The 13,387-nt window shown below is 67.8% G+C and carries 9 protein-coding genes and 1 pseudogene; 8 read left to right on the top strand and 2 right to left on the bottom strand.

Features of this window, described 5'->3' with window-relative positions; translation table 11 throughout:
* Positions 1 to 21 precede the first annotated feature (21 nt).
* From ACZ5XS_RS41815 to ACZ5XS_RS41795, 5 genes and pseudogenes are all read left to right on the top strand, one after another.
* A complete protein-coding gene (locus ACZ5XS_RS41815) occupies positions 22 to 2,760 on the top strand; it encodes an amino acid adenylation domain-containing protein (protein WP_468660506.1) in 2,739 nt (912 codons plus the stop codon).
* Between the two features lie 283 nt (positions 2,761 to 3,043).
* Positions 3,044 to 3,217, top strand: a pseudogene (locus ACZ5XS_RS41810) (IS1380 family transposase); the annotation flags it as partial.
* A 288-nt stretch (positions 3,218 to 3,505) separates the two neighbouring features.
* On the top strand, positions 3,506 to 3,895 hold the full coding sequence (locus tag ACZ5XS_RS41805) for a GntR family transcriptional regulator (RefSeq protein ID WP_217239277.1): 390 nt from the start codon (positions 3,506 to 3,508) through the stop codon (positions 3,893 to 3,895).
* The gene (locus ACZ5XS_RS41800; protein ID WP_468660504.1) at positions 3,892 to 4,794 is read left to right on the top strand and encodes an ABC transporter ATP-binding protein; all 903 of its coding nucleotides are present in this window, start codon (positions 3,892 to 3,894) and stop codon (positions 4,792 to 4,794) included. Before ACZ5XS_RS41805 ends, ACZ5XS_RS41800 begins: the two co-directional genes overlap by 4 nt.
* Entirely contained in the window at positions 4,791 to 5,783 is a 993-nt protein-coding gene (locus tag ACZ5XS_RS41795) for a hypothetical protein (protein WP_468660502.1), read from the top strand. Before ACZ5XS_RS41800 ends, ACZ5XS_RS41795 begins: the two co-directional genes overlap by 4 nt.
* Positions 5,784 to 5,990: 207 nt before the next feature.
* On the opposite strand, the gene ACZ5XS_RS41790 is transcribed toward ACZ5XS_RS41795, so the two are convergent.
* Together ACZ5XS_RS41790 and ACZ5XS_RS41785 are read right to left on the bottom strand one after the other, a co-directional pair.
* On the bottom strand, positions 5,991 to 7,955 hold the full coding sequence (locus tag ACZ5XS_RS41790; RefSeq protein ID WP_468660500.1) for an ABC transporter ATP-binding protein: 1,965 nt from the start codon (positions 7,953 to 7,955) through the stop codon (positions 5,991 to 5,993).
* A gap of 60 nt (positions 7,956 to 8,015) precedes the next feature.
* Positions 8,016 to 8,873 (bottom strand): alpha/beta fold hydrolase, encoded by an 858-nt coding sequence (locus ACZ5XS_RS41785; RefSeq protein ID WP_468660498.1) that lies wholly within the window; start codon positions 8,871 to 8,873, stop codon positions 8,016 to 8,018.
* Between the two features lie 484 nt (positions 8,874 to 9,357).
* Here ACZ5XS_RS41785 and ACZ5XS_RS41780 point away from each other — a divergent pair, with 484 nt between their 5' ends.
* From ACZ5XS_RS41780 to ACZ5XS_RS41770, 3 genes are all read left to right on the top strand, one after another.
* Positions 9,358 to 10,941, top strand: a complete 1,584-nt coding sequence (locus ACZ5XS_RS41780) for an MBL fold metallo-hydrolase (RefSeq protein ID WP_468660496.1) — start codon at positions 9,358 to 9,360, stop codon at positions 10,939 to 10,941.
* A 104-nt stretch (positions 10,942 to 11,045) separates the two neighbouring features.
* Positions 11,046 to 12,020, top strand: coding sequence for a VOC family protein (locus tag ACZ5XS_RS41775; RefSeq protein ID WP_468660494.1), 975 nt, complete (start codon positions 11,046 to 11,048; stop codon positions 12,018 to 12,020).
* Positions 12,017 to 13,333, top strand: coding sequence for an aminotransferase-like domain-containing protein (locus tag ACZ5XS_RS41770; RefSeq protein WP_468660492.1), 1,317 nt, complete (start codon positions 12,017 to 12,019; stop codon positions 13,331 to 13,333). Before ACZ5XS_RS41775 ends, ACZ5XS_RS41770 begins: the two co-directional genes overlap by 4 nt.
* Positions 13,334 to 13,387 lie beyond the last annotated feature (54 nt).

The raw sequence follows: 13,387 nt of genomic DNA, 5'->3' as shown, positions 1-13,387 counted from the left end.
AACTATCCGGTGGCAGTCTCAGTGGACGATCTCGGTGCGGGATTCGGGTTGACCGTGGATGCGGTCGACTCGGTGGACGGGCAGGCGGTGTGCCGGCTGCTGCACACCTGCCTGGACCATCTCGTCACCGCGCTCGAAGACCATCCGGGCAGCTCGCTGTCGGCAGTGGAGGTCCTCGACGAGGCCCAGCACGAACAGCTCGTGGTGGAGTTGAACGACACCGCGGCGCCGGTGTCGGATACGACGGTGCCCGGGTTGCTTGCGGCGCAGGTCGCGCGGACTCCGGATGCGGTGGCGGTGGTCTGCGAGGGGCAGTCGCTGACGTATCGGGACCTGGATGCGCGGGCGAATCGGCTGGCGCGGCTGCTGGTGGCCGACGGGGTGGGCCCGGAGAGTGTGGTGGGGTTGGCTTTGCCGCGGTCGGTGGATTTGGTGGTGGCGGTGTTGGCCGTGCTGAAGGCGGGGGCGGCGTATTTGCCTATCGACACGGGCTATCCGGCGGACCGGGTCGCCTTCATGGTGGATGACGCGGCTCCCGTGTGCGTGATCACGACGGCCGGCCATGCTGCCGGGTTGTTCGGTGGCGCGGCATGCGTGGTGCTGGGTGAGCCTGAGGTCGAGGAGCGGCTCGCCGGGCTGTCGGGGGCGGAGCTGACGGATGCTGAGCGGGTTGGTCCGCTGGTGCCGGCACACCCGGCGTATGTGATCTATACGTCGGGGTCGACGGGGCGTCCGAAGGGCGTGGTCGTCAGCCAACGGGGCGCGGTGGGCTACCTGGAGTGGTGTGCTGAGCGGTACGCGGGTCTGCGTGGAGTGGCGGGCCTGCACTCCTCTGTGGCCTTCGACCTGACGGTGACGTCGCTGCTGGGGCCGCTGACGGTCGGTGGATGTGTGCGGGTGATTGAACTGACGGAGAGCGAGGGGGTACGTGAGGCGCTGTCGGCAGAGGGCGGGTGCACGTTCCTGAAGGTGACTCCGAGCCACCTGGTGTTGCTGGGCGAACTGGCGATGGGAGCTGAGCTGTCGGGCGACCTGGTGGTGGGTGGTGAGGCGTTGTCGGTGGAGGTGCTGGAGCGTTGGCGTCGGGCCAATCCGTCGGCGACGGTGGTGAACGAGTACGGGCCGACCGAGGCGACGGTCGGATGTGTCACGTGCACGGTGGGCCCCGGTGAGTCTGCCGTCGGTGCGGTGGACGGCGGGGTGCCGATCGGTACCCCGGTGACCAACACGCAGGTGTACGTGCTGGATGAGTGGCTGCGTCCGGTGCCGACGGGTGTCGCGGGTGAGCTGTATCTCGCGGGTGGGCAGTTGGCGCGCGGGTATCTGAACCGTCCGGGGCTGACGGGCGAGCGGTTCGTGGCCTCCCCGTTCGGTAGTGGGGGTGAGCGGATGTACCGCACGGGTGACCGCGCGCAGTGGTCGGTGGAAGGCCGGCTGGAGTATCTGGGGCGTACGGATGAGCAGGTGAAGATCCGTGGCTTCCGGATCGAGCCGGGCGAGGTGGAGGCGGTGCTGGCCGCGCATCCGCGGGTCGGACAAGCCGCAGTGATCGCACGGGAGGACGTCCCGGGTGACAAGCGCCTCACCGCCTATGTGGTCGGCGACGTGCAGGGGTCCGAGCTGCGGGACTACGCAGCCGACCGGCTGCCCGCCTACCTGGTGCCGTCGGCTGTCGTGGTCCTGCCGGAGTTGCCGCTGACGGTGAACGGCAAGCTCGACCGCAAGGCGCTCCCCGCTCCGGACTACAAGGCGGGACGCGATGGTGATCCGGCGTCAGGCCGTGGCCCCTCGGGCGTGCTCGAAGCAGCGGTGTGCGAAGCGTTCGCCGAGGTCCTGGGCGTTCCCGAGGTCGGTGTGGACGACGACTTCTTCGCGCTCGGCGGGCACTCGCTGCTGGCGGTGTCGTTGGTGGAGCGGCTCCGGGACAGAGGCGTGACCGTGTTGCTGCGCACGCTGATCACCAATCCGACGCCGGCACGGCTCATGCAGACCTTCAGTCTGTCGTCGGTGCAGGACGCCCTGGGCGACGTGCTGTCGATCCGGACCGGTGGCACCGGACCGGCGTTCTTCTTCATCCACCCCGCGGGTGGCCTGAGCTGGTGCTACATGCCGTTCGCCCGCTACATCCCGCAGGAGCATCCGCTGTACGGACTCCAGGCGCGGGGTGTCGACGGCCCCGGGGCGCTGCCCGGCTCCGTCGCCGACATGGCCGAGGAGTATGTGGACCGCATCCGCAGTCTGCAGGCGTCCGGCCCCTACTACCTGGTGGGCTGGTCCTTCGGCGGTACGCCGGCACACGAGATCGCGGTCCGGCTCGAGGCCGAGGGAGAGCAGGTGTCGCTGATCCTCATGGACGCGTTCCCGGCGGTGCCGGGGACCGACCCCGTGCCTCCCCAGCGCGCGACGGACGGTGGCACGGCACGCCTGGCGGAGCGTATCCGGGCTGAACTCGGCGCGCTCCTGGGCGGAGTCGACGAGGAGGAAATCGCCTCCCTTGCCCGGGTGTTCGACAACAACGCCACGCTCAGACTTCGGCACCAGTACGGCACATTCGGTGGGGAAACCCTGATTCTCGTCGCGGAAGAAGGGAAACGGGCGGACTTCTCCGCCGAAGCCCTGTGGCAGCCCCACCTCACTCGGCAGGCATCCACCGTCCCGCTTGCCTGCGCGCACTCGGACATGGCACGGCCTGACATGCTGGCACGTACCTGGGACGCCATCGCGGAATGGCTGCACACTCGGCCGAACCGACAGGACTGAGCCCGGATTCACCGGTTGAATGTGCGGCGACGATGTTGCCGGGAACGAGGAAATGCCCTCTGGTCCGCGATGCCGGAAGTTCTTCGGACTTCCGGCACGCACGATCACGAGGGCACTTCCGAGACGAAATCCCGCCACGCCGCTGCTGCGGTCGGCCGCGCACACCCCACTGCTGCCCGGATGGACACGGTCGCCTGCTCGAGCCGGACGACACCATCAGTTGATAGTGGCGGGCGGACCCGGCCTGCTACGAGGCGACGTGATCCCCGCCTGCCGGGTCCTGGGTGTTGGGTTCTCTGTGACGGTGCGGATGAATGCCTCGGTCAAGGCGGCCACCGCAGTGAAGATCGGTGAGGACGCCTGGACGCCGATCGAGTACACCGCGGCCCTCTCGTGCCGATGAGGAACGCTGGAGCCTGACGCCGAGATCGCCGAGGCCCCCTTCACCGCGTTCACCAGCAGGCGCCACCTGATCGACATCCCCGACCGGATCGCGGGCGGAGCCAGCCGATCCCTCCGCACTTGCCTCAACTCCGGTCCCAGGACTACGACTTCGTCGCCTGTGGGCAGGCGGCCCGCCCTCCGAGAGATCGCCCCCCGAACCCCCTTGAAGACGGTCAAAAGGCTTCATGCGGCGGATCGAGGTCCAGGCCGCGGAGCGGAAGAGGGTGAACGGATCAACTCGCTGGTTCTGCAAGCCTATTGTGCTAGGGTCCTAGTGAAGGAGGTGAGAGGAGGTATTGCCTTGATCGACTTCTATCTGGATGCTCGAAGTCGTGTCGCACCGTATGCCCAACTTGCCCAGCAGGTTCGGCAAGCACTACGCCTGGGATTGCTCGACGTCGGTGATCAGTTGCCAACGGTCAAAGAAGTTGTGGCCAACGTTGCGGTTAATCCCAACACTGTCCTGAAGGCATATCGGGAACTCGAACACGAGGGCCTGGTGTCGCCGCAGCCGGGAGTGGGGACCTTTGTCGTCCGCACGCTCGCGGATGACTCCTTGACAGCACATGAGCCACTGCGAAAAGAGCTGGAGCAGTGGCTGGCCAAGGCGAAGTGGGCGGGGCTCGACGAGGAAAGCATTCAAGCCCTGTTCGCGACCACATTCCGGACTTCTATGAAGGTGAGGAAATGACGTTCGTCTTAGAAACTGAGGGCCTCTCGAAGAGGTATGGCCGCCACGAAGCGCTGGCGGACTGCAATCTGCAGATTCCAGAGGGCCGGGTCGTCGGCCTGGTCGGCCCGAACGGAGCCGGCAAGTCCACGTTCCTCGGGCTGGCCTGCGGATTGATCCAGCCGAGCGAGGGGACCATCAAGGTGCTCGGCCACCATCCTGCCGCCAGCACCGACCAGCTGGCCCGGGTCGGATTCGTCGCCCAGGACACACCGGTCTACGCGAACCTCACCGTGGCCGAGCACCTGCGGCTGGGCGCCGAGCTGAACCCGCGGTGGGACCAGAAGCTGGCAGAGCGGCAGGTTCGACAGCTCAACCTCAAGCTCGACCACAAGGCCGGCAGGCTCTCCGGAGGTCAGCGGGCCCAGCTCGCCCTGACCATCGCCGCCGCCAAGCGACCCGAACTGCTGATCTTCGATGAACCGGTCGCCGCACTGGACCCGCTGGCCCGGCGCGGATTCCTGCAGAACCTCATGGAGTTCGTGGCCGAACTCGAGGCCAGCGTCATCCTCTCCTCGCACCTTCTCGGCGACCTTGAGCGGATCTGCGACCACGTGGTCGTCCTGGGTGACGGCCGCGTTCAGCTGGCGGGCGAGGCCGACGACCTCGTGGCCGAGCACTACCGCCTGGTGGGGGCGCAGGGCGATTTCGACGATCTGCCCCAGGAGATCGAGGTCATCCAGGCCGCGCACACGGACCGTCAGACCACGCTGATCGTGCGCTCGTCCGGCCCGATCCCCCACCACTTCTCCGAGGCCACGCACCTGGACCTCGAAGACATCATCCTCGCCTACATGAGCCGGTCCGCCTACGCATCGGTGACCGGAACGGCGCAGCAGTTCATGGAGGCCCGGCAGTGATCTGGCTCACCTGGAGACAATTCCGCGTACAGGCCCTGACGGCTGGAGTCGCCCTGGCGGGCCTCGCGGGCTACCTGATCTACCTGGGCATGCAGATTCGCGACGCCTATGACAAGGACATCGCCGGCTGCGAGGCCAGCGGCGACTGCGAAGGCGCCAAGCAGCTGTTCCTGGGCGACTACGAGCTGCAAATCTTTTCGGCCAGTGTCCTGCTCATCTCCGTTCCCGCGCTCATCGGCCTCTTCTGGGGGGCGCCGCTCATCACTCGTGAACTCGAAGGCGGCACGCACCGGCTGGTCTGGAACCAAAGCGTCTCGCGGACTCGTTGGCTGGTCGTGAAGCTCTCCTTCATCGCGCTGGCCAGCGTGATTCTGGTGGGCGTGTTCAGCCTGCTGCTCACCTGGGCCGCGAGCCCGTACGACCTTGTCCAGGGTGAGCGGTTCGGCGCCATGGGGTTCATGTCCAGGAACATCACACCGCTCGCGTACGCCGTCTTCGCCTTCGTGCTCGCCGTGACCATGGGACTCCTGATCCGGCGTACGCTGCCGGCCATGGTGGTCGCGCTGGCTGTGGTCGCCGCGGTCCAGGTCATCACCTCGTTCGCAGTGCGCCCGCATCTGCAGGAGCCCGCCTCTGCGACGGTGGCGCTGGAAGCGGACACCGAGTTCAAGGCGATCCGGGACGAGAACAGCAACATGCAGATCAAGGGATACAACATCTCCGGAGCATGGATGCTGGACAGCACGCATACGATGCTGGAGTCGAACAACAAGCCCTTCACCGTCGCTCAGTACGAGAAGGAATGCTTCAACGGCGACATGGACAAGGTCAAGGCCTGTCTGGCGACGAAGGACCTGCACCTCGACGTCTCTTATCAGCCCGCAAACCGCTACTGGCCATTCCAGTGGATCGAGTTCGGGGCATACCTCGCACTCTCCGGGCTGCTGGTCGCCTTCTGCATCACACGGATTCGTCGGCCTCTGTTCTGAGCCGACCAGACCCCGCGGTACTCATGCGAGTGGCCCGCAGCCGAGCCGGCGTCAGTGTCGAACTGTCACCGGCAGGCCCGGGCCCTTCGCCATGTTCGGCCCCGTTCCAGAGCACCGGCCTGTCGGGCATGCGGAAGCACGATCACGGAAGCCGGGACACCTTCTGAGGCAGGTGTCCCGGCTTCCGTGATCGAGGGGCGGAGTCGGTCACGCTCCAGCCGGTGACGCTCCCGCGATCACGGTGGACGGGTCGGGCAACCGGTCCGTCGCCTGCTGGGAGAACTGCGTGTGGTAGAGGTCGGCGTAGAGCCCCCCGGTCGCGAGCAGCTCCTCATGGGTGCCGCTCTCGCAGATCCGGCCGCTGTCGACGACCAGGATCTGGTCGGCCTCGCGGATCGTGGAGAGCCGGTGCGCGATCACCAGCGAGGTGCGGCCTGCGAGGGCGGTCCTGAGAGCCTGCTGGATCGCCGCTTCCGACTCCGAGTCCAGGTGCGCGGTGGCCTCGTCGAGGACGACGATCGGGGGAGCCTTGAGCAGCAGCCTTGCCAGCGCGATCCGCTGCTTCTCGCCGCCGGAGAGCCGGTAACCGCGCTCACCCACGACGGTGTCGAGCCCTTCGGGCAGAGCGCTGACGGTGTCCCAGATCAGTGCAGCCTTGCACGCCTCGATCAGCTCCTCCTCGCCGGCGCCGGGGCGGGCGTACGACAGGTTGACGCGCAGGGTGTCGTGGAAGAGGTGCGACTCCTGCGTGACGACCCCGACGCTCTCGCCCAGCGACGCGAGGCTCAGATCGCGGACATCGTGACCGCCGATGCGCACGGTCCCCGAGGTCGTGTCGTACATACGCGGCACCAGCTGGGTGATGGTGGTCTTGCCGGCGCCCGACGGCCCGACCAGCGCGGTGAGCTTGCCGGCGGGGGCGTGGAAGCTCAACTCGTGCAGGACGTCCTGCGCGTTCGCCCCTGACCGGTCGGCCTTGCTGCTCGTGTGCAGCTCCAGCGAGAGCAGCGACACCTCGTCAGCGCTGGGATACCGGAAGGAGACCGCCTCGAACGCGACGTCCGGGGCGGCCGCGACCGAGCCGTTGCCGTTCTCGGCGCCGGCCCCCGGCGACAGGGCCTTGGCGCCGGGGCGTTCGGTGATCAGCGGCTTGAGGTCGAGGATTTCGAAGACCCGGTCGAAACTCACCAGGGCGATCGTCGCGGTCGCCTGCATGGACGACAGCTCGTTGACGGGCCCGTACAGCCGCATCAGCAGCGCCACCATGGCCACCAGCGTGCCGAACTCGATGGCGCCGTCGATGGTGAGCGCGCCGCCCAGGCCGTAGACGAGGGCCGTGGTGAAGGTGGTCAGCACGGTGACGATGATCGGCAGCAGCCGTCCCCAGACGGCCAGCCTGATCGCCAGCGTGCGGACCTTGCCGGCCTTGCTCGCGAACAGCTCCTTCTCGTCCTGCGGGCGGCCGTAGAGTTTGGCCAGCATCGCGCCGGAGACGTTGAAGCGCTCGGTCATCAGCGCGCTCATCTCGCCGTCCTGCTCCATCATCGACCGCGAGAGCCGCTGTATCCGGCGCGCGAGCAGCCGCACGGGGATCAGGAACACCGGGATCATCACCAGGGCGGCCACGGTGATCTGCCAGGACAGGTAGAGCATGGCGGCCAGAACCAGGATCAGGGTCAGGATCGTGGAGACCGCCTGGGCGAGGATGGTGGTCACGGCCTGGCGGGCGCCGGCGATGTCCGAGTTGAGGCGGCTGATGAGCTTGCCGGTCTGAGTCCGGGTGAAGAAGGCGACCGGCTGCTGCTGGACATGGGTGAACACCTTGGTCCGCAGGTCGAAGACGACGCCTTCGCCGACCCGGCTCGAGCACCAGGTCTGGACGAAGATGGCCCCGGCGTTCACCAGGGCCAGTCCGGCCAGCCCGACGCTGAGCCACACGACGCGATCGAAATTCTTGGGAATGATGCCCTGGTCGATGATCAGCTTGAGGATCAACGGGCTGCCGACCGCGATGCAGGCATCGATGACGGTCACCGTAAGCAGCAGCGCGATCTGCCAACGGTACGGCCGGGCGTACGGAAGAATCCGCCGCACCGTGCCCGGCCTGACCCGCTGACGCCCGGCCGACTCGTCGCCCGGCCGGATTCGTATCGGGGTTGGTCTTGTCAGCACGCTCACGGAAACTGTCTCGCTCTCTGGTTTTCTCGCGTTGAATGGAGAAAATGAATCGGATCAAGATCCGGCGACCGGCACCGGCGAGCCGGCAGCGCGCTGCCGCGGTGTCATGCCCCGGTGCATGTCGAGGAACTCGATGAGAACTGAATTGACCGCGTCGGGGCGTTCCAGGTATCCGAGGTGGCCGCAGTCAGGAATTGTGGTGAGGCGGCAGTCCGGAATCGCCTCCGCGACTTCGGCGACCAGGCGAGGGGGACAGACGCGGTCATCGGCGAACGCGATGGCCTGGCACGGCACGGGGATACCGCGCAGCGCCGCACTCCGGTCGCCGAGCGCCGAGACGGCCGCCGACTGGCCGCCGACGCCGTTGTCGCCGGCGAGTTCGAACATGTCCAGCCACATGGAGGCCGCGGTCTCGTCGTCCATCGTCGCCGGCGAGAGCATCTCCAACATGGTCCTGGTAGCCGTGTACTTGGGCGGCAGCCGGATCCCGCTCTCCCGCAACTCCCGGTCGGCAGCCGCCTGGGCCCGCCGGAAGACGTCGGAGCGCGCCCGGGTGGCCATCAGCGTCGCGGAACGCACGAGATGGGGCCGGTCGAGCGCCAGCTCCTGGGCGATCATCGAACCCATCGACGACCCCACGATGTGGCACGGGCCGAGGTCCAGCGCCTCGATCAACCCCCGGGTGTCGGCGACCATTTCGGCGATGGAGTAGTCGCCCGCCGGTACGTCCGACGGGGCCACGCCTCGATTGTCGAATGTGACTGTTTCATATCCGGCCCGGTTCAGCGCAGGAGTCTGGTGCATGGTCCAGACGCGGCCGGAGGCGGACGAGCCCATGATCAAGAGAACGGGTTCACCGCGGCCTGAACGCTGGTAGGAGAGCTGGATGCTGTTGGTCTTGACAAAAGGCATGGGGCGCTTGTCACTTCCTGCCGGAGACGCGGGGAATGTACCCGCGCGCACGGCTGTCAGGGGGCCATCCGATACGAGGCGTTGTGGGTTCTCATGGCGGATGGCCCCCCTCCTCGGCGTGCCCTTCGGTGAGCGCCACGTCAGGCCACGGAGAAATCCACGCACCCACGATGCATCATCGCGCGAGAGCCCTGGTCGATGCCAGCATGAGTGGCCGGGCGGCCGTCCATTGCCGTTCAACTGCCGCCCGGTCACAGTTGAACGGCGAGGCGGTGGCCGCGACGACGTGGAGTAATGTTCCATCGCCTGGAACCGGACCGTGCTGCCGATGTGACCAGCCCTCGATGGCAGCCTGATATCGCTGTGAAAGCTTCGCCCCTTCCCGAGACATAAACGGTCGATGGATGCCGTGCCGCTGGGAATGGGGCGAGCGTGTCTGACGGGCATGCAGTTTCTCTTACATTCCTCTGGAGGGGTCTCGAAAATGGCCGACGAGTCGTTGTTCCTGCGGTCGAAGGTTATTGTCGAGCCGCTGCTGGATAGATTCTTCGCCTGGCCGTACACCCTGGCACCCGTGCAGTCCGCGATGAACCTGGCTTTCCTGCAGGTGCCGTTGCTCGAGTCGTATCTGCAGTCCCCGCAGGTGCACGTGGCCGCCAGCAATAATCCTGACCTGCGCGGCGGTTACTTCATCAACATCCCCGAGGAGCGCGCCGACGAGGTGCGCGACCTCCTCGCCGGCATCAAGCGGGACAGGGCCGCGATCCTCCGCTTCGCCGAGGCGATAGCCGCCGGGCAGGAGCTGCTGCGGGCCAACGCCACCGGCTTCGACCTCACCCCGCTGTACCCCAAGCTCCCCTCGGAGCTCGGCGGTCTGGTCGAGCTGGCGTACGACACCGACAACCAGGCGCAGATGCGCTTCATAGAGCCGCTCGTCTACACCAGCGACTTCTACCAGGAGTCGCGCCAGTCTGTGCAGCTGTCGTTCGAGACCGGGATCGAGCGCCCCTTCATTCTCAGCACGCCCCGGCTGCCGACGCCGGACGTCCTCGAACTCGATCTGCCCTTCCGCCACCCCGGCCTGGACGAGCTCTTCAAGGCCCGGGTGCACCCCACCGACCTCGGCCATCTACGCGACGCGCTGGAGCTGAACGACGCCCAGGCGGAGCGACTGCGCGGCATGCTCAGCGACCGGCCCAGTCTCGCCGAGGACCGGCACATCGACGCCGGCGGCCGTATCCGTTACTTCGGGCACGCCTGCCTGGTACTCCAGACGCCGCAGGCCGCCATCGTGACCGACCCGTTCATCAGCGCGGACAGCACGGCCGGTGACCGCTACACCCTGGACGATCTCCCGGACTACATCGACCTCGTGCTGATCACCCATGGTCACCAGGACCACATCGTCCTCGAGACGCTGCTGCAACTCCGCGGCCGTATCGGGACGATCGTCGTCCCCCGCTGCTCGCGCGGCAATCTCGCGGACCCGTCCATGGCCCTCATGCTCAAGCACCAGGGCTTCCCCGTCCTCGAGGTCGACGACTTCGACGAGATCGAGTTCCCCGGCGGCAAGGTCACCGCCACGCCGTTCCTCGGCGAGCACTGCGACCTGGACATCCGCGCCAAGTCGACGTACTGGGCGGACCTGGCCGGCAAGAAGGTCTTCATCGGCGCCGACTCCTCCGGCATCGAGCCCTCGCTCTACCGCTACATCAAGCAGCACCTGGGCACCGCGGACATCGCCTTCCTCGGCATGGAGTGCGACGGCGCGCCGCTGACCTGGCTCTACCAGGCACTGCTGACGATCCCCATCACCAAGAAGATGAGCAACTCGCGCAAGCTCTCCGGCTCCAACGCCGAGCAGGCCGCCGCGATCATGACGGAGCTGGGGGCCGGCGAGGCGTATGTGTACGCCATGGGCGAGGAGCCGTGGCTGGGCCACGTCATGGCCACCACGTACACCGAGGACACGTACCAGATCAAGCAGATCGAGCAGTTCCTGCACTGGTGCAAGGAGCGCGGGATCCCGGCCGGTCACCTCTACGGCCAGCAGGAGTGGCGCTGGTAGGTCCTTCCGGCGCACGAGCGGGGCACCCCGCCCGGGTGCCCCGCTCCCGCCGACGTCCGCAAACCACCGACATCCGTGACCGCACAGGGCAGGAGGAACTCTCAGTGGCTGTTCACGACATCGCTCATGTCGAGCTGTTCACCCGCGACAAGGTGTCGATGGTCGACCACTTCGTCTCGGCCATGGGCTTCACCGTGGCCGCGGAAGCCGTGGAGGTCGACCGGAGCTCCACCCTGCTGCGCCAGGGTGACGTGCGGCTGGTGGTGACCACCGGCCACGGGATCTGGGGTTTCCTCCACCAGCACGGAGACGGCATCGCGGACATCGCCCTCGCCTGCGACGACGTGACGGCGACCTACGAGGCGGCACTGGCGGCCGGCGCCGGACCGGCCCCCTCCCGCTACGGTGCCCCGCGGCTGAAGGCGTTCGGCGACGTCTGCCACACCCTGCTGCCCCGGCGCCCCGCGGGCAGCACACCGCCGGGGCGCCGATGGGTGGCGGCGGGCACGGTGCCCGCACCCACCGTGGAGCGGATCCGGCGGCTGGACCACGTGGCGGTCTGTGCCGAGCCGCAGACGACCGCCCACCTGGCGGCCTTCTACCAGGACGCGTTCGGCTTCTCCCGCCTCTCCGCGCCGGCGGAGCAGCCCGTGCTGCGCAGTGCGTCCGGGCTCGTCACGCTCGCTCTGGCAGCCCCGGCGCCGACGGCGACGGACCCGCTCGTCGGCTTCCTGGCGCGCAACGGCGGCCCGGGGGTGCACAGCCTCGCGTTCCGAAGCCCGGACATCGTCTCCGGCGTCCGGGAGCTGAGAGCACGCGGCATGGAGTTTCTCCCCGCCCCGGACGCCCACTACGACCATCTCGCCGGACGCTTCCCCGACCTCGCCGACCTGCGCGACGCGCAGGTGCTGGTGCACGGCGCCCCAGGGGCGTACCTCCTGCAGGCGTTCGGCCGCTCGCCCCACGAGCGCAACACCCTCTCCTACGACCTCGTCCAGCGCCACGGCTCCCCGGGGCTCGGCGCCGCCCTCATGGCCCCGTACGCAGCGGTGGAACGCCACCAGATGGCCGTACGGTGACGGGCCCGACCCGGCTCCGCAAGGATCAGCTGCACGGCAGCCTCGGTGACCCGGTGCTGGGCACCATGAACTTCCTCAACGGGATCACCCACCGATATCCGCAGGCGATCTCGTTCGCACCCGGCCGCCCGTACGACGGCTTCTTCGACACCGACCAGATCACCGCATACCTGCGCCGCTACCAGGAGCACCTGGAGAAAGGCGGAGCCACTCCCGGCGACGTCCGGTCGGCGCTCTTCCAGTACGGTCCGACCGCCGGCCAGATCCGCGAGGTGATAGCCGACTGGCTGCGCCTGGACGAGGACATCGACGTCGCTCCGGAGTCGATCGTGGTCACCGTCGGTGCCCAGGAGGCGATGCTGCTCGCCGTACGGGCCCTGGTGGCGGGGAGACAGGACGTCATCCTGGTCTCCAGTCCCTGCTACATGGGCATCACCGGCGTCGGCCGGCTGCTCGACGCCGAGATGGCCGCGGTCGCGGAGCACCGGGACGGCTTCCGCTGCGCCGACCTGGAGGCGGCGATCCGCGCCGAACGAGCGCGCGGCCGCCGCCCCCGAGCCTTCTACGTGATCCCCGACCACGCCAACCCGTCCGGCACCACCATTCCCCTGGAAACCCGCCGGGAACTGCTCGAACTGGCCGCGCGCGAGGACATCCTGCTGCTGGAGGACAGCCCGTACCGTCTCGTCAGCCCCGGCCGGCAGCTGCCCACGCTCAAGGCGCTCGACCGCCACTGCCGGGTCGTCCACCTGGGTTCGTTCTCCAAGACGCTCTTTCCCGGCGCCCGTGTCGGCTTCGTCGTCGCGGATCAGACCGTCGTCGACGCGACGGGCCGCACCGGGCTGCTGGCCGACGAACTCACCAAGATCAAGAGCATGGTCACCGTGAACACCTCGGCGGTCTCCCAGGCCGTCGTGGCCGGCATGCTCCTTTCCGCCGACGGGCGTGCCTCGGAGCTCAACACCCGGACATCCGCCCACTACGGCGAGGCGCTGCGCGGCGTACTCGACCAGCTCGACCAGGAGTTCTCCGAGGACGAGCGGGCGGCGCTCGGCATCCGCTGGAACAAGCCCACCGGTGGGTTCTTCCTCTCGGTCGAGGTGCCGTTCAGCGCGGACAACACCGCGCTGAAACGCTCGGCGGAGGAGTTCGGCGTCATCTGGACGCCCCTGTCGTACTTCTACCCCGAGGGCGGCGGCGAGCACGGCCTCCGCCTCTCCGTCAGCTATCTGACGCGCGACGAGATCGTGCGGGGGATCGACAGGCTGGCGCGCTTCATCAGAGCCCAGTCCGCAATCTCACCGGAAGGGTGATCGACTTGTCGGCAGCGCTACACACCATCCGAAGCAAGACCCGTATGTGGGGGT

The organism is Streptomyces sp. NPDC033131, assembly GCF_055578365.1.
This window is presented reverse-complemented; position numbering and strand designations above follow the sequence as displayed.